This window comes from Sphingopyxis sp. C-1 (assembly GCF_001047015.1).
In the GTDB taxonomy this organism is placed as follows: Bacteria; Pseudomonadota; Alphaproteobacteria; order Sphingomonadales; family Sphingomonadaceae; genus Sphingopyxis.
Genome location: NZ_BBRO01000001.1, coordinates 270,322 through 286,480, shown reverse-complemented (window position 1 = coordinate 286,480; position 16,159 = coordinate 270,322). Strand labels below are relative to the sequence as shown.

Below are 16,159 nucleotides of genomic sequence, written 5' to 3'. Positions count from 1 at the left end.
TCGCGTCATCTCGGGCTTGACCCGGGATCCAGCTTTTTTTCGCTCACTGACCCTGGCATCAAGCGGGACCCCGGGTCAAGCCCGGGTGACGATATGAAAAGGCCCGCAACCAGTCGTTACCCGCCGTTGCTACGAATCCACTTTTCAACAACCGGCGCAATCTCCTCGCGCCATTTGCGGCCGTTGAAGATGCCGTAATGGCCGACGCTCTTCGCCATCAGATATTTCTTCTTTTCGGCCGGTAGCGCCTTGGCGATGGTCAGCGCCGCCTTGGTCTGGCCGATCCCCGAAATATCGTCGCGCTCGCCCTCGATCGCCAGGATCGCGATATCCTCGATCGCGCCGACGTCGACCGGCTGACCGCGATGCGTCATCTCGCCCTTCGGCAACAGGTGGCGCTGGAACACGATGTCGACCGTCTGCAGATAGAATTCGGACGTCATGTCGCACACGGCGCGATACTCGTCGTAGAATTCCTTGGTCTTGTCCGCGCTCTCGCCGTCGCCGTCGACCAGATGTTTGAACATCTCCCAATGGCTCATCATATGATTGCCAAGGTTCATCGACATAAAGCCCGCAAGCTGCAGGAAGCCCGGATAGACGCGGCGGCCCGCGCCCGCATACCAGGCGGGCACGGTCGCGATCACATTTTCCTGGAACCAGGCATAGGGCCGCGTCGTCGCATGCTCGTTGACCGCGGTCGGTGCCTTGCGCGTGTCGATCGGCCCGCCCATCATCGTCAACGTCTTCGGCCGGCACTTATTCTTGTTCGCCGCCATGATCGCCGCGGCGGCAAGGCTCGGCACCGACGGCTGGCATACCGCCAGGACATGCGCGCCGGGGCCGATATGTTCCAGCCAGGAAATGAGATAATCGACATAGTCGTCGAGGTCGAACTTGCCGGCTTCCAGCGGCACGTTGCGCGCGTCGCGCCAGTCGGTGATCCACACGTCATGGCCCGGCAGCATGCGTTCGACCGTGCCGCGCAGCAGCGTCGCATAATGGCCCGACATCGGCGCGACGATCAGCAGCTTGGGCGCGTCCTTGGTGCCCTTATGCTTGAAATGCTTGAGCTGGCCGAACGGCTTGCGCGCCTCGATCGCTTCGGCGACGCGCACCGTCTCGCCATCGACGACGGTCTCATACAGTTCGAACCCGGGCTTGCCGCGCGGCGCCGCGGCATGCGCGAACACTTCGAGCGCCGAGGCGAACATCGGGCTGCCGCTGAAATAGCCGAGCGGATTCGCCGGATGCTGCATCGCCTGCGCGCCCGCCGTCGCGAGCGCACTCGCCCCGGCAAGCCAATTCTTCTGCATGTCAAACGCGTGATACAGCATATTCAGATCGTTCCTTGCGTAGCCCGGCGGCGCTCTTCGGCGCCTGCTCATTGATTAGCAGTCTAGGGGCTCGATCTCATTGTGCAATGCATCAAAATCATTGCGGGACGTTCCGAATGCGAATATTCGGTGCAAAGCGGCGCATGATGCGCCGATGGAGTGAATATGTCTGAGATTGCGGGCAACCGCTAACATCCCGGCGAAAACGGGATGTGCGCTGCGTGCCGACCCCCGGTCGGTGCGCTGTTGTTGCATGCAAAATCCGGACATATCCCATGAATATCTCGAAAGCGGAGCAGCGTATGCTCCATGTGCTGGCGCAGGGTGGCATGATCCGCCATCGCCGCGACGAAAGCGGCCATATCATCGAGGCGCTCTGCTTCACCCGCGACGGGCATGTGCTCGCCAATACCGGCCTGTCGCTGTTCAGCCGCTTGCGGCGGCGCGGCTTCATCGGCTCGCAGGGCGGCGCACCGTACCGCATCACACAGGCGGGGCTTCGCGCCGTGCGCGCGCAGCTTGATAACCGCTGACAAAGGGGGAGCGCGGCGCCGGTCGCCGCGCTCCCTTGCTGCGCTCCCTTAGCGCTCCCATGCAGCGCTGCTTCAAACCGCTTGAAGCAGGGGCGCATTCTGCGTCGTTGAGCCCGGTCCCCGGCGCTGCTAGGGCCGATGCGATGGCCAGCCAACCCGACCTGCCCGCTGCAAAAGCGACCGCCGAACCCCGCCGCAAACTCGGCAGCCTGCGCATGGTGTGGCACTATGCCAGCAACTATCCGCTCCAACTGGTCATCGCGGCGATCGCGCTCGGGATTGCGGCGCTCGCGACGCTCGCCATTCCCTATCAATTCAAGGCAATGATCGACAGCGGCTTCATCGCCGGCGGCGGCGATGTCGCGCCGCATTTCCGGCTCTTCTATGCCATTTGCGTCGCCCTCGCCCTCGCCACCGCGCTCCGTTTCTATTTCGTGAGCTGGCTCGGCGAACGCACCGTCGCCGACATCCGCCAGGCCGTGCAGCAGAACCTGCTGCGCCTTGCGCCCGGCTTCTTCGAGGAAAACCGCCCGTCCGAAATCGCCTCGCGCATGACGTCGGATACCGCGATCATCGAACAGGTCGTCGGCACCACCGTCTCGGTCGCCTTGCGCAACACGGTGATGGGCATCGGCGGCATCATCTATCTGTTCAGCCTGTCGCCGAAACTCACCGCGGGCATTTTGCTCGGAATTCCGGTCATCATCCTGCCGATCGTCCTTCTCGGCCGCCGGCTCCAGAATGTCTCGCGGACCAGTCAGGACCGCGTCGCCGACATCGGTGCGACGACCGCCGAGCAGATGGGGGCGATGAAGATCGTCCAGGCTTTCGGACAGGAAGCGCGAGAGGCCGACCGCTTCTCGGTGGCGGTGGAGGCGAATTTCGCGACCGCGAAGCGCCGCATCCGCCTCCGCGCGATCATCACCGCGACGGTGATCGGCCTCTTGTTCGGCGCGATCACCACCTTGCTCTGGTACGGTGCCGAGGGCGTCGCCGCCGGCACGATCACCGGCGGCACGATCGCCGCCTTCGTCCTCACGGGCGGTCTCGTCGCGGGTGCGTTCGGCGCGCTCACCGAAGTCTATGGCGACCTGCTTCGCGCCGCGGGCGCTGCCGAGCGATTGAGCGAATTGCTCAACGCCGAGGCGAGCATCGCCCCGCCCGCGAACCCCAGCCGCTTCCCCGAACCGCCTGTCGGCACGCTCGAATTCGCGAATGTCGAATTCCACTATCCGACCCGGCCCGACGCCCCTGCCCTCCATGATTTCAGCCTCGCGATCCGCCCGCGTGAGACGGTTGCGATCGTGGGCCCCTCGGGCGCCGGAAAGTCGACGCTCTTCCAGCTCGCCGAGCGTTTCTACGATCCGCAGCGCGGCCAGATCCTGCTCGACGGCGTCCCGCTCGTCGACGCCGACCCCGCCGATATCCGCGCCCGCATCGCGATGGTGCCGCAGGAAACGGTCATCTTCGCCGCCTCGGCGCGCGACAATCTGCGTTACGGCAATTGGGCCGCGAGCGAAGACGACCTCTGGGATGCCGCGCGTGCCGCCAATGCTGAGGATTTTCTGCGCAAGCTTCCGCAAGGTCTCGACACCTTCATGGGCGAAGGCGGCGCCCGCCTCTCGGGCGGCCAGCGCCAGCGCGTCGCGATCGCGCGCGCGCTCCTCCGCCGCGCGCCGCTCCTTCTCCTCGACGAAGCGACCTCGGCACTCGACGCCGAATCCGAAAAGCTCGTGCAGGATGCGCTCGAAACGCTGATGGCGGACCGCACGACGATCGTGATCGCGCACCGTCTCGCCACCGTGCGCGCCGCCGACCGCATCATCGTGATGGATGACGGCCGTATCGTCGAAGAGGGCAAGCACGACGAACTCGTCGCCGCCGACGGCCTCTACGCGCGCCTTGCCCGGCTCCAGTTCCAGGACAATCTCGCCGCCGCCTGACACAGATTCGATCGATCGAAGGAAATGACGATGCTCTACGACCTGACCGTACCGGCGTTCCAGAATGGCCTCAGGGCCTTGTCGGGCGAGCTGTCCAAGGCAAGCACCTGGAGCGCCGACAACGCTATCGGCGAATTGCAGTTCGCGGTCGCGCGTCTCGCCCCCGACATGTTCCCGCTCGCCTCGCAGGTGCGCTTCACCTGTACCCAGGCGCTGCAACCGCTCAGTCGGCTCGGCGGGATCGCGATCCCGGAATTTCCGGACGACGCGCCCGACTTCGCCGGCATGCAGGATCAGATCGCCGCGACGCTCGCCATTCTCGATGCCGTCGACCGCACCGCGCTCGGACAGGATGCCGACCGGCCGGTCAGCTTCGACCTGCCGAACGGCATGACCTTCGACATGACCGCGTTTGAATATGTCCGCGACTGGGCGGCGCCCCAATTCGCTTTCCACCGCGTCGCCGCCTACGCCGTCCTGCGCCACATGGGGGTGCCGCTCGGCAAGGCCGATTATGTCGGCTATATGATGCGTTATCTGAGGCCCGGGACGGCACCCACCGTTTGATAGGCGACCCGATACACTTGATGCCTGTGGCGGCTAGGGTCGGGATTTGCTTATTGCACGATCGAGGTTTGAAGCGATTTTGTTCGGTGCGAGGAAGCAAGGCGCAGGAATATGTCGATATTTCCAGACTTGCCCACGACGCAATGGACAAAATCGGTCAAATCCCGAAGGGACGCCGAAATGACTTCGATCTCTGGCCCGCGCGGCCCCCTCGACGCCGCCTGCGGCGTCGAGGGGGACAGGCTTACGGGCAGCGATGCTACCCGCCGCCGCCACCCGAACCCGATATCTTCGCCATTTCGACGCCTCGATCGTGCAATAAGCAGGGCCTGACCCTGGTAAGGGCTGGTCGCGCCGACGGGCGCGATGAGCGTGGCAAGGCGATGAAAAGGACAGAAGTCCCGGATCGGCCCCTAAGCGGGCTAGGTTGGGCTGAAATACCGCCTTCCTGAGTAGTCATCCCGGCGAAGGCCGGGATGACGAAAAGGGTTGGGATCGGTGCTTCAGATCAGTCCCGCATAATTTTGGATGCCCGGAAAGGCGAGCTTGGCCCCCCCATTGCGCCGGATTGCCCCGATGGCTTCATCGACACGCAGGTATCGCGCCCGCGCCTCAGGTTCGAGCATGATCGCAGCCGGTTCCGGCCGGTCTGCGGCTTCTTTGACCAGCATCCCCAACTGCGCCAGATCGACCGCCTCGTCATTCCAGCGGATCACGTCGGCCGTGTCGATCGTCACGCGATTTTCGTCGAGTATCTGCGTATGCGGCGGAGCCTCTCCCGGCAGCGTGACGTCGACACTGTGCGTCGGTGGCGGGATGGTGATGATGAACATCACCAGCATCACCAGCATCACGTCGATCAGCGGCGTTGTGTTGATATCGGGATCCCCATTGGGGTCGGCGCGAAAAATGCTTCGATGGAACATGCTGCGGCGTTTGCGCATCGTCTCTCTCCCGCTCGGGGGACATGCTCCGCGATGACGAGCGCCTGCCCCGCATCCTGGGCCCAAGATCACCTCGCGCCCATGTGTGACGGTATATCATAAAATTGAACTGGCAAGAAGAAACTGGAATTGACGCCGAACAATAGTCCCCAAGCAAAGCGCGCATAAAGAAAGGGCGGCACCTTTCGGTACCGCCCTTCTTTTTCGTTCCGTCCCTGTCGGGAGCGGAAACCGGTCTTACATGCCCGAGTTCGGACCGTAAGTGATTTCCACGCGACGGTTCTGGTCGTTGCGGACGCCATCGGCGGTTGCAACGGCCGGACGGGTTTCGCCGAACGCCTGCGCGCTGATCGAGCCATCCGAGATACCGCGAGCGGTGAGATAGCTGCGAACCGCGGTGTTGCGGCGTTCCGACAGGCCGACGTTGTACTTGGCCGAACCCGAACGGTCAGCGTGACCGGCGAGCATGACCTGCGTACCCGTGCAACCACGGTTGTAGGCGCTGATCGCGTTGTCGAGCGTCGAAGCCGCTTCCGGCGTGATGTTCGACTGATCCCAGTCGAAGTACACGATGTACGGTCCCGGTGCGCATTCCACGACCGGCGGCGGCGGCGGAGGCGGCGGGGGCGGCGGGGGCGGCGGCGGCGGCGGCGGCGGAGCCGGTTCCACCGGAGCCGGAGCACCACCGAAGTTGAACGTCAGCGTGCCGAGAAGCGAGTGCGAACGGAAGCGCGTCGAAACGTCGCGGCCGAGCTGGTCAACCAGACCAACCTTGTCGGCGTTGAAGAAGCGATACTTCAGGCCAACGTCGATGCTGTCGGTCAGCGGAGCGCGGACGCCCGCAATCGCCTGCCAGGCAAAGCCCGTGTCCGAATCGTCAAGGAAGTTACCGGCGAAAACCGGCTCGACCGAAACGCGAGCAACACCGGCACCACCGCCGACAAAGCCCTGAAGGCCGTCGTCGTCACCGAAGTCGAGCAGGCCGTTGACCATGAAGCTCAGGACGTTCGTGTCGCCGGCCAGATCGGCCGTGCCCGTGAAAGGCACTCCGGTGCCGCCCGCGGTCTGCGGAATACCGGGAGCCGTGAAACGACCCGACTTGATGTCGGCTTCGCGATAGCCGACTTCGACTTCCGCACGGAAACCGCCGAAGTCATAACCGACGGTGCCTTCGACATCATAGCCAGCGCGATGATCGAGCGAACCTGCGTTGTTGGCAGTACCAATATCGAGATCCAGGTCCTCGATGAGCATTGCGCCAGCACCAACACCAACATACCAGGAGTTGTCGCGCGCCAGAACGGGCGACGCCAGGGTGGTGGAGGCCAACGCCAGAGCGACGGCAAGCTTCCTCATAGTAATTCCCCTTTCAAATTGAGATATACGTCTCGGCAGACGTCCTACCCGCCGCTTTGGTTCCGTGCAAGCTAACAAATCGTCAATATGTTGCCAAAAAGTCGCACTGACGATGCCAATTAGCACAAATTCAGCCTGAAATCAGAAGACCCTGCGCGGCGAGGTGAAGGATCAATGTAGAGATCGCCCTACGCGCTTCGGCATCGATTGTCACGCCGCCGGATGGCGTTCCCATCGTCCCAGGCGGAGCCCACGCGCCGCCATCGAAACGAAGCATCACGCCATCGGCAAGGCGCGTCGCCCGCATCCCTTCGCGGGGCGGCGCAAATCGCCATCCGCCGCCCGTGTAGATCGCGATCGCATCTTCCTGACCCGTCCAGGCGCCGGCCGGATCCGTCCCGACGATCCAGCATTGCCCTTCGGCGGGATTCGCGGGTGGCGCGTCAACCGGCCCCGCCTCGACGGCTGCATGAAGCAGGGCGTCGATCAGGGTCAGCGCCTCGTTGTGCGTTACCTCTTTTTGCGCCTGCGCCACCGCAAGTAACGGTAACGCGAGGCGCGGCGTAGCCGGCATGGCGGTCATGGCATTATCCTTTCAGGTCAACGGCAAAGACAAAGGGGGCGACAGCGCGAAGTCCCCCGCCTGCCGAATCTCGATCATGTGGCGCGGGGGCACCGCCGCCAGTTCGGCGGCATCGATAGCCCAGGCCGACGTCGCACTTTCCCACGGCCCGATCCCCGGAACGGGCGGTGACAATGTGATGCGCCACGCCTCGCGGCTTTCGCCGAGCGGCAGGTCGATATGGTCGCGCCAGCCCGTGTCGACGCGGCTGCGCCGAACCCAGCTGATCGTCACGCCGCCGATGCCATCCGGGCGGACCTGACCGTGCACTGGGGCCAGCGGCCGCAGCGCCCGGCCGGCGGCCGGCACGCCAACCTCGGTCAGCCTGGCCCCGCCACGCGGAGCCCATTGGAAGATCGCCGCGCCGCTCTCCGCCAATTCTGCGAGCGGCTCGGGCAACGCCAATAGCGCGGGGTCGTCGAGCAGGACGAAGAAAGTTCCGGCCGGATGGGCTGCATCGCATTCGGTCCCCGCGCGCCCGCGCAGCAATCGCGACAAACGCCAACGTCCCGCCCCCACGACATCGGCGACGCCAAACTGCAACAGTTCGCCGCCCATCATCGCCCGGTTCGCCCCGCCCAGCAGCGCGGCGTCGGTGACGGATTCAAGCGTCATCGCCGGGTTTGCCAGTCGCACTTCGATGCTGTTCGAAAGATCGAACAGCGCACCGCTTCCCGGCCCCAACGGCTCGGCAAGTTCGCCCAGCCCTCTCGCGGGGCGCACCATCCCAATCGGGATCGGCTCGGCGCCCGCCCAGGGGACGATCCAGCAATCGGCGCCCCGCCAGCCGTCGTTGCTGCCGGCACCGGCGATCGACAACCGCGGCGCCGATGCCGCCGGGCTCCCGATGTTGGGAAGCTCGAACAGGCGGACCGTGCCGACGGCATCGGGCCAGTCGGGCGCCCCCACCCCAATTCCCGGCTCCGCCGAAAGGTCGGCCACGGGAAGCGGCGCATGACGCTTCAGTTCCAGCAGGATTTCGCTCGCGCGAACCGTCCGGCCTGCCAGCCGCCAGCGGCTGCCATCGTCCATCGCGACGACATGCCCGACCGTCAGCGCCAGCGCCGCAAGGTCGGCGCGGTACAGCAGCGTCTCGAGCCCGTCGGCCGCGGCGGCGGCAAGCCGCTGCGCCAGCGCCCGTGCGGAAGTCGCGGGCAGCACCGCCGGCAAATCGATCCGCTCCTCGCGAAGAGCGCCGCCCGCGACCCGGCTCGTCTGCTGGCCGAGCTGGTAATCGCGCTCGGGCTCATAGTGCCGCAGCCTTATCGTCCCGGGCAGCGATGACAGCGGCGCACGGCGATGCTCGATCCGGTCGCCCGGCGCATCGCTCCGCCCGCGCTCGCGAAAATCGGCGAGCGCCAGCGGCTCGCCCGCCGATGTCGGCGGCGTCAGCTTCCACCCATCGGGTCCGCTCATCAACCGCACCCCGTCGACCTCGACCAGCGGTGCCAGCGCATCGCGCAACCGGTCCCCCGATGCGGCATAGCCCGCAAAGCGCCATTCGCCGGCGCAGCGCGCGCTTCCTGCGGACAATATGTTACCGACCAGCCCGGCATCGACGCCGCCTTCGTCGGCCTCGACCTCAAAGGTCAGCGACGGGATGCGGTTGCCGAACGCGCCCAGTTCCAGCTCATCGAACACCACATAGGCGCAGCCGCGAAATGCGCTCGCCGACGCGATGCCCAGCGCCGAAGCGATCAGCGGATCGGCCGCCTGATCCTCGCTTCCGTCGTACCAGCGAAACTTGCAACGCTCCTTGAATGTCCCGCTCGACCCGCGCAGCAGATTGCCGTCGGCCCATATGCGCCCGATACCCCGGATCGACCGCGACGACAGCGCGACCGCCATCGACACGGCATAGCTATATTCGGTCGTCGACGCCCGCCCCTTGCCCCCGCCGTGTTTGCTGCGCCGCTCGATCAGGTCGGTCGCCCAGATCACGCTGCCCGCGACCCGCATCGTCCCGAAAAGCTGCGGGATTTGCTGGCCATAGGTCGACGCCTGAATCTTCAGGTCGGCCAGTCGCGGCCCTTCGCGTCCCTTGGGTTTGAAAATCTGCGCATCGATCTGCTGGCCCACCGCCGCGCCGATCGCGGCACCCATCGGACCTCCGACCATTCCGCCGACCACCGTCAACACCAACGTCGCCATCAACCTGCTCCCGACAATCGCCACCGCGCCGCATCGCGCAATTCCAGCATTGGCGTCTCGACCACACGCCGCAGCCCGGCATGGGCATGCACCAGCCGATCGCGCCCCATGATGCCCAGATGAAACTGCCCCGCCGGATAGGCGATCAGCGCCACATCGCCCTCCCGCCCTTCGCCCCCAACCGGCACGAAATGCGCGCGGACCAGCCCCGCCTCGACCTGAGCCCGCGACCAGCCGCGCAGCGGATAGCCGCGCGGCCGTTCCAGCACGCACCCCACCGCCGCATGGGCCGCCCACACCAGCCCCACGCAATCCAGCCCCGTCGCCGGGTCACACCCCTGTGGCCGAAACGCCACGCCGACCATGTCTCGCGCCGCCGCAAAGGCGCGCGGCCCGACATCATCCACCGGGATAGCGCGTCAGCAGGTCATTGCCCGGCAGATGCGCCTCGCCGCGGAAATTGACCGCGTTCGCAAAGCGGCCCCGGCACGTCGCAAGCTGCTTGTCGCATCCTTCGGTCAGCCGCACGCGCACCGGCTCCGCGACCGCGAAGGGAGGCGCCTCGGCCAGATGCAGCACCGCCGCCTCGACCGCGATCACAGGGCTGGCCAGTCCGCAATTGGCGCCCTCCATCCATATCAGCTCACCGAACGCCATTCCGGGCGCCGCGCCATCGAGCGTCGCCGTCCGCCCGTCGACCGCCACGACGCGCCGCGCGTGCGTCAGCGGCGCCAGATCGACCCGGCACGCCCGGTCGCCAAGCATCGCGCGGCACGATGGCGAGGTGGCGGGGCACACCGGCCGGTCGAGCAACCGCGTCACGCCCTGCAGCTCGGCAGCAAAGGCCGGCCCGCGCCGCTCGATTGCCCCAAGCGATCCACGCGCGACCATGACCGGCGCCACCTCGGCCGATGTCCAGTCGGTAACGAACAGCTCCAGCTCCGCCCCATCCCACCGCCCGGCGTCCAGATCGCGCGCGGCAATGGCGTCGCTCGTAACCGCGCCCTCCAGGTCCATCGTCGCGACATCCAGGCTGTCGCTCGTCTCCAGCGCCGAAGGCTTCATCCCCGGCGCCGCGCGGTACATCGTCCCGCCGACCATCAGGTCACGGTCGTGCGAGGTCAGCCCGACGACCACCCCGTCGCGCCGCGCCAGCCGCCAGCACCACGCCAGCGTCACCAGCTCCTCGCGCAACCAACCCGGCGCCGCGCTCATCCTTTCTGGCATCGCCTCCGGCATCACCATGGCGCCCGCACCTCGACCAGCGGCACGCTCGCTATCTCACCCGCCAGAAAGGTCGCGCGGCTCGCCTCCAGCCGATCCTCGGCAAACCGGACCGGCACGTCGAACAGAAAGCCCGCGCGCACCGCGACCCCGAACGGCGGCGCATGATCGAGCATGATCTCGCCATCATCGGTCATCAGAAACGCCGCCGTCTCGATCCCGTCGACCGACACGCGCACGCTGCCCTCGACCGGCAAGCTTATGCTGCGCACCTGCGCGGCATCGCCATCACCATAGCGTTTCACCAGCGCGAACTGCCGCCGCGCGCCGTCGCCGACCCCCAGCATCTGGTCGACCGCCGTCGGCAGGCCGCCGTCCTCCGCCGACCTGTCATCGAACGGATCGCGAAAGCGGAACGCGCGCGCCGCCCCCCGGCGCGCGCGAAAGAATGCGGCCAGCGCCCGCACATCGGCCTCGGACCGCACCCCCGGCCCCGCGTCGTAACGCATCCGCGCTTCGGCCCATTCACTCGCGCGCTGCTCGTGCCCCGACGGAGCGCTCACGATCTGCGTCGAAAATTCGGTCAGCGCCATCGCCTCGCGCCCGATCGCGATCGGAAAATCCACTGCATCGAAAGCCTGCACGTCATCCTCCCCATCGAATGTGACGAACCCGTCGCGCGCCACCTGCGGCAACGCCCACATGAACGCCCGCGCGACCCCGGCGCGCCGCGCGCCATCGGCCGCCTTCGCGATCGCCGCCCATTGCGCGCGATCCGCCGCCGCCAGCACAAAGCCCGAAAAATAATGCTGCTCATGGGCCGGGTAGCCGAGCCGCAGCACCATCGCCGCGCGCGCACTTGCCGTCTCGGCCCCGCGCCCCTCGGTCACCCAATCATAATCCTCGAGCTGCAGCACGTCGAAGGCGGGCGCCGCCCATCCCAGCGGCACATTGACTCGCCGCACCGCCGGTGCCGCCGGGTCGAGCACGGTCGGCAGATAGACGAGCAGATGGCTCGTCAGCCCCGCCGCTCCTGCCTCGTCGCGCGCCGCCGCGACCAGCGCCGCGGTCGATCCCGCAAGCAACGCCCCCAACGCATCCAGCATCGCGAGTTCAGCCGCGCCCTGCACTCCGCGCACGTCGGCAATCGGCACGCTCGCCGCCCCCAGCGCCGCCGTCGTCGCGGCATCATAGGCGCAGATGCGCCCGCCGGCGGCGATCCACCACCATGGCTCACCGACCTGGAATTTCACGGGCAGCCCCGCCGCCGCCGCGATCCCCACAAACGCCCGCGCGACCAGTTGCAGATATCCCATCGCGGCCGCATTCGCCGGCGACAACAGGGTCGATGGCGGCTCCCATCCGGTCAGCGCGGGCGAACCGTCGCGCGCGCGCTGCTTCCATGCCTCCCAACAATAGGCATCGAACAATTCGTAAGAGAGCGACCAGATCACCCCCAGTCCCGCGTCGCGGCACGCCGCCGCAAACCCCCTATGCCACGCCGCACAGGGTGCATTGATCGCACCCCCCGCCAGGCTCGCGTAAAAGCCGCCGCTCGCGGCTTCCAGCCGCATATAATGGCTCATCCCGACATAATGGACGACATCGCCGCGATACCCCAATTGCACCATCTGCCGCACCAGCCGCGCCGGGGTCAGATGATAGCTGTCGTCATAGCCGCCGGCGATGCCCAGCCCCCCGTTGCCCGGGTCCAATTCGGGCATCACGACATCGCCGATCGCAAGCACCGACCCCGATCCGGAACAGACGATCCCGCTCATTTCGGCCCAGCCCGCGGCCGGCGCCCCCAACACGCCCTCGCCGCCATCATAGGTCGGCGGCACCAGCGAGATGAACATCCGGTCGATGTCGCCCGCCCACACCGGGTCGGCCTCCCCCGGCAGCATGAAACCGCCGTCGAGCGTATCGAAGTCGAGGCTGACGACCGCATCCTCGGCCGTCCCCTCGGCATAATTCCACAGCCGCACATACCAGGTACGCGCCGCGCCGCCCGCATCGCGGCCCTCGATCGTCAACGTCGGCCCGTGCAGCGCATCGAGCGGTTTCACCCCGCCCGACCGCCACCGGAATTTAAGCTGCGTATGCCGGAAATCGCGGCGGGTCTCATAAGCGACCAGTGGATGATCCCAGCGGTCCTCGCTCTCCCAGATCAGCCCCGCCAGATCCTGTTTCCGATAAAACACCGCCTCGACCCGCAGCGCGCCCGGCGCATCGCTCGTCACGCTCGCCATCATCGGCCGTGCGAAATCGACCGTCCAGAACCGCGGATCGAACCGCTTCAGCCAGCCTTTCCGATGATGCGGTTCGGCGGCCGCTATCAATGCCCAACCCATCGCAACAGCCTTTCGGTTTTCAACATAAACCCGCTCCTTCAGGGGAGGGGCAGCGAGACTTGGGAGCTTGTTCCCTAGTCGTCGGACGCCACCGCGCGCCGCACCGCGCGCGCCAACTGCCGCCCGGTTTGCGCCAGTCGCTGCGGCTCGCTCCCCGCCTCGCCCCGCACATTGACCGTGATCGCAATATTCTTCGCTCCAGCGCCGGCGGGTTCGATCCGCCCACTCGCGGTCGGTACGAACAGCTCGGGACCGCGCTCGCCGACGCGATAGGCGCGTCCGCCGCTCACCGGCCCGCCGGTCGCCCGTCCCGGCGCCCCGAACAGCGCCGTCGCGATCGAGGTGCCGAGCGAGAGCAAGCTCCCGCCGCTCCCGCCCGATTCCCCGCCGCCCATCGCCGTGCCGATGCCGTTCGAAATCGCCGCGCGCGCGATGTCGGCCATCACCGACAGCGCCAGCCGCTTCAGATCCTCGAACCCCATCTTGCCGCTGACGATCGCGCGCGACAGCGCCCGCTCGATCGCGCGCGCGCCGGCGTCGGCGCCCGAACCCAGCGAGCCTTCCAACTCGCCGCGCAGCGCCGCGATATCGCGCCGGAATGCCCCCGTGTCGGCGCGCACCGCGACCAGCATTTCATCGACCTCGTCACCCATCGGGAAACCTCTCCATCATCGCCGCCAGCGCCGCACCGTCAAAAGGCGCCTCGGCCTCTTCTCCGACCCAGCCCGTCAGCACCGCGCGCACATCGGCCGGCGTCGCCGCCCAGAATTCATCGGGCCGCCACCCCGCCACACGCGCCATCAGTCCCGCCAAAACAACTGCGCCAGGGCCAAAGCCCATCGAACTTTCGTGCCGGAAGATCATCTTGCCGCCTCCCCATCAAAAGGGTTCGCGCGGAGACGCGGAGACGCGGAGAAGAATAAAAAGCGGCAAAGCCGCCTTCGCCCCGATCCATCGAACTTGGCGCATCATCGCGGCACAGGACCAACCGTTCGGCCGCAAACTCTCCGCGTCTCCGCGTCTCCGCGCGAACCAATAGATCCCCGCCTCAAAGCCCACCGTCACCGTCCCTGCAAAATCTGCCCCAGCAGCACGCGCAGCGCCGGGGTCACCGCCGCCAGCCCCTGCGCCACGACCGCCTCGCCCACCGCATCGCGCGTCAGCGTTTCGGGCCGGTCGTGCACGCAATGCCAGAACAGCGCGGTCAGCTCGCCCAGCCCCAGCCGCGCATCGGCCGCGCGTTCGACCAGTGCGAACAGCGGCCCGAGTTCAGCCTCCGCCGCAACCAGCGCGGCAAAACTCGGGCGCAGCACATGCACCCGGCCCCCGATCCGCAATTCCGCTTCGCCGCGCAGGATATTTGCGCCGCTCACAGGCTGCGCACCGCGCCGCTCGATTCCAGGTTCAGCGTGTAATTGCGCTCACCATTATAATCGCCGGCATAATCGAGCCGCGTGACCAGGAAACGCCCGCGCATCCGTTCGCCACTTTCAAAGCTCAGCTCATATTCGTCGATGACGCCCGACAAGGCGTGGCCGCGCAGCCGCACCTCGGCATCGGACCCGGTAAAAATGCCGGCTGCGCTTACCGAAACCGATCGCACCCCGGCGCCCGACAACAACTCGCGCCAGCCGCCCGAATCCTTTGTCGTGACGTTCACGGCCTCGCCGTTCACCGACATCTGCGTCGTGCGTAGCCCCGCCACCGTGCGGTACGTTGGCGACGCTTCGCCGTCGCCGATCTTGAGCAGAAAATCACTCCCATTTTCAATCGCCATCGTCTAATCTCCTCCGGGAAAAAACACTGCTAACGGGGAGTCGCAGGATGCTGATCACCACATTGCTTTTGGTCGCCATGGCGCAGTCGCCTTCGGCCGCCGTCGACACGACGCGCGCCGCTTTCACGAAATGCCTGCGCGCCGACATGAAGAAGGCGCTTGAGGCCAAGGTCGAAGAATCCGAATTTGAAATGTCGGTGAAATCGAACTGCGCGACCGAGCGCGACGCCTTCCGCAAGGCGGTGATCGCGCTGGGCCGGTCGGGCGGCGATTCCGAAAAGGTCGCGTCCGAGGATGCCGACATGCAGATCGACGATTATCACGCCAATTTCACCGACAAGTTCAAAGACTATAAGTCCACGAACACGATGCCGGGCGAATAAGGGGCGGACCCGCTCGCTACGCCGCCAGGCAGCGACACCGCACAACCACTTCGTGGCGCCAGCCGCCGTCGCGCGCAAAGGCAAAGCGCGTGCGGATCGTCCGTGCGCCAACCACCGACCAGGTGCCGGCCGCGCCGCGCAGGACCGTGACGACGGCCTCGATGCGCGCCGCGGCGGCTGCTCCGATTCCGTCGATCGCGCCGCCGACGCCGACCAGTGTCAGCGTCAGGCGGATTTCCCGCCCCGCCCGGTCCTTGGTCCCCCAATCGGCGCCATCCGCGGTGCCGACCGTGACATAGGGTGCGCTGACCCGGGGCGGCGTGCCGTCGAATATCCCGTGCACCATCGTCGCCAGGGCGTCGTCGCGCGCCAGCAGCTCGATCGCCCGCGCGCGCACTGCGCCTTCCGCGCTGATCATCGCCCGCCTCCCAGCGACAGTCGCCGCCACGGCTGCCATAGCGCCGCGATGGCAGCCGGCGGGGCCGCACCCGCACCGTCGCGCTCCTCGTGCAGATGCTGCGTCATGCGGACGATGCCGTGCCGGATCGCTTCGGGAATCCCGTCCGCCCCCTCGGCGATTCCGGCGCGATAGGCGACGCGCACCCTTTTCGCTTCGCCGGGCGCCACGATCGCCAGCCGGGCGCGACCGTCGGGCATGATCGTCACGCGATAATCGTCTGCCTCCAGCACCATCTCGTCACGTCCGTCCGCCAGCAACCACACGGCGTCGACCGCGACGACGGGCCGCACGCGCAGTTGCACCGGTGCACCGGCGACCGGCCATATATCCTCTGCTGCGCGAACGATCAGCCGGGCGCCGATAAAGGCTTCGCAAATATTGGTCGCGGCATCGATCAACCGCTCGATCACCGCATCGTCGGCGGCCGCGCCCATTCGCAGCCAGCTCCGCGCTTCCTCCAGGCTCACGGGGGCCTTCCCCGGAAACAGGCTCTCCGCCATCGCCGCTC

General features: G+C 66.8%; 18 protein-coding genes. 4 read left to right on the top strand and 14 right to left on the bottom strand.

All coding sequences use genetic code 11. The annotated features are described in order from the left end of the window. Positions 1 to 116 precede the first annotated feature (116 nt). Positions 117 to 1,337, bottom strand: coding sequence for a polyhydroxyalkanoate depolymerase (locus tag SC1_RS01205; RefSeq protein ID WP_062176480.1), 1,221 nt, complete (start codon positions 1,335 to 1,337; stop codon positions 117 to 119). Between the two features lie 275 nt (positions 1,338 to 1,612). On the opposite strand from SC1_RS01205, the gene SC1_RS01200 reads away from it, so the two are divergent. The 3 genes from SC1_RS01200 (at position 1,613) to SC1_RS01190 (ending at position 4,380) form a co-directional block, all read left to right on the top strand. Next, positions 1,613 to 1,870 (top strand): YjhX family toxin, encoded by a 258-nt coding sequence (locus SC1_RS01200; RefSeq protein WP_062176477.1) that lies wholly within the window; start codon positions 1,613 to 1,615, stop codon positions 1,868 to 1,870. A gap of 143 nt (positions 1,871 to 2,013) precedes the next feature. Beyond that, a complete protein-coding gene (locus tag SC1_RS01195) occupies positions 2,014 to 3,813 on the top strand; it encodes an ABC transporter transmembrane domain-containing protein (RefSeq protein WP_062176474.1) in 1,800 nt (599 codons plus the stop codon). Between the two features lie 24 nt (positions 3,814 to 3,837). After that, a complete protein-coding gene (locus SC1_RS01190) occupies positions 3,838 to 4,380 on the top strand; it encodes a DUF1993 family protein (protein ID WP_238586526.1) in 543 nt (180 codons plus the stop codon). A gap of 503 nt (positions 4,381 to 4,883) precedes the next feature. Here the strand turns inward: SC1_RS01190 and SC1_RS01185 are convergent. The 11 genes from SC1_RS01185 to SC1_RS01135 form a co-directional block, all read right to left on the bottom strand. Continuing rightward, positions 4,884 to 5,324 (bottom strand): biopolymer transporter ExbD, encoded by a 441-nt coding sequence (locus SC1_RS01185; protein ID WP_062176468.1) that lies wholly within the window; start codon positions 5,322 to 5,324, stop codon positions 4,884 to 4,886. Between the two features lie 237 nt (positions 5,325 to 5,561). Further along, positions 5,562 to 6,680, bottom strand: coding sequence for an OmpA family protein (locus SC1_RS01180; protein WP_062176463.1), 1,119 nt, complete (start codon positions 6,678 to 6,680; stop codon positions 5,562 to 5,564). Positions 6,681 to 6,810: 130 nt separating this feature from the next. After that, a complete protein-coding gene (locus tag SC1_RS01175; protein WP_062176460.1) occupies positions 6,811 to 7,263 on the bottom strand; it encodes a DUF2793 domain-containing protein in 453 nt (150 codons plus the stop codon). A gap of 12 nt (positions 7,264 to 7,275) precedes the next feature. Further along, positions 7,276 to 9,453: a phage tail protein gene (locus tag SC1_RS01170; protein ID WP_062176458.1), complete on the bottom strand. Its 2,178-nt coding sequence runs from the start codon at positions 9,451 to 9,453 to the stop codon at positions 7,276 to 7,278. After that, complete coding sequence (locus tag SC1_RS01165) at positions 9,453 to 9,860, bottom strand: C40 family peptidase (protein WP_238586525.1); 408 nt, start codon at positions 9,858 to 9,860, stop codon at positions 9,453 to 9,455. Before SC1_RS01165 ends, SC1_RS01170 begins: the two co-directional genes overlap by 1 nt. Further along, entirely contained in the window at positions 9,853 to 10,668 is an 816-nt protein-coding gene (locus tag SC1_RS01160; protein WP_062183313.1) for a DUF2163 domain-containing protein, read from the bottom strand. The genes SC1_RS01165 and SC1_RS01160 overlap by 8 nt, the downstream gene beginning before the upstream one ends. A 23-nt stretch (positions 10,669 to 10,691) precedes the next feature. Continuing rightward, complete coding sequence (locus tag SC1_RS01155) at positions 10,692 to 13,031, bottom strand: DUF2460 domain-containing protein (RefSeq protein WP_062176456.1); 2,340 nt, start codon at positions 13,029 to 13,031, stop codon at positions 10,692 to 10,694. A gap of 74 nt (positions 13,032 to 13,105) precedes the next feature. Continuing rightward, positions 13,106 to 13,684 (bottom strand): tail tape measure protein, encoded by a 579-nt coding sequence (locus SC1_RS01150; protein ID WP_062176455.1) that lies wholly within the window; start codon positions 13,682 to 13,684, stop codon positions 13,106 to 13,108. Continuing rightward, the gene (locus SC1_RS01145) at positions 13,677 to 13,895 is read right to left on the bottom strand and encodes a phage tail assembly chaperone (RefSeq protein WP_238586524.1); all 219 of its coding nucleotides are present in this window, start codon (positions 13,893 to 13,895) and stop codon (positions 13,677 to 13,679) included. Before SC1_RS01145 ends, SC1_RS01150 begins: the two co-directional genes overlap by 8 nt. A 197-nt stretch (positions 13,896 to 14,092) precedes the next feature. Then, on the bottom strand, positions 14,093 to 14,404 hold the full coding sequence (locus tag SC1_RS01140; protein WP_062176450.1) for a gene transfer agent family protein: 312 nt from the start codon (positions 14,402 to 14,404) through the stop codon (positions 14,093 to 14,095). Next, positions 14,401 to 14,808: a phage major tail protein, TP901-1 family gene (locus tag SC1_RS01135; RefSeq protein ID WP_062176447.1), complete on the bottom strand. Its 408-nt coding sequence runs from the start codon at positions 14,806 to 14,808 to the stop codon at positions 14,401 to 14,403. The genes SC1_RS01140 and SC1_RS01135 overlap by 4 nt, the downstream gene beginning before the upstream one ends. A gap of 47 nt (positions 14,809 to 14,855) precedes the next feature. On the opposite strand from SC1_RS01135, the gene SC1_RS01130 reads away from it, so the two are divergent. Continuing rightward, entirely contained in the window at positions 14,856 to 15,191 is a 336-nt protein-coding gene (locus SC1_RS01130) for a hypothetical protein (protein ID WP_062176444.1), read from the top strand. Positions 15,192 to 15,207: 16 nt separating this feature from the next. On the opposite strand, the gene SC1_RS01125 is transcribed toward SC1_RS01130, so the two are convergent. Beyond that, entirely contained in the window at positions 15,208 to 15,609 is a 402-nt protein-coding gene (locus SC1_RS01125) for a DUF3168 domain-containing protein (protein WP_062176441.1), read from the bottom strand. Beyond that, entirely contained in the window at positions 15,606 to 16,151 is a 546-nt protein-coding gene (locus SC1_RS01120) for a phage head-tail connector protein (protein ID WP_062176437.1), read from the bottom strand. The genes SC1_RS01125 and SC1_RS01120 overlap by 4 nt, the downstream gene beginning before the upstream one ends. Positions 16,152 to 16,159: the final 8 nt, after the last annotated feature.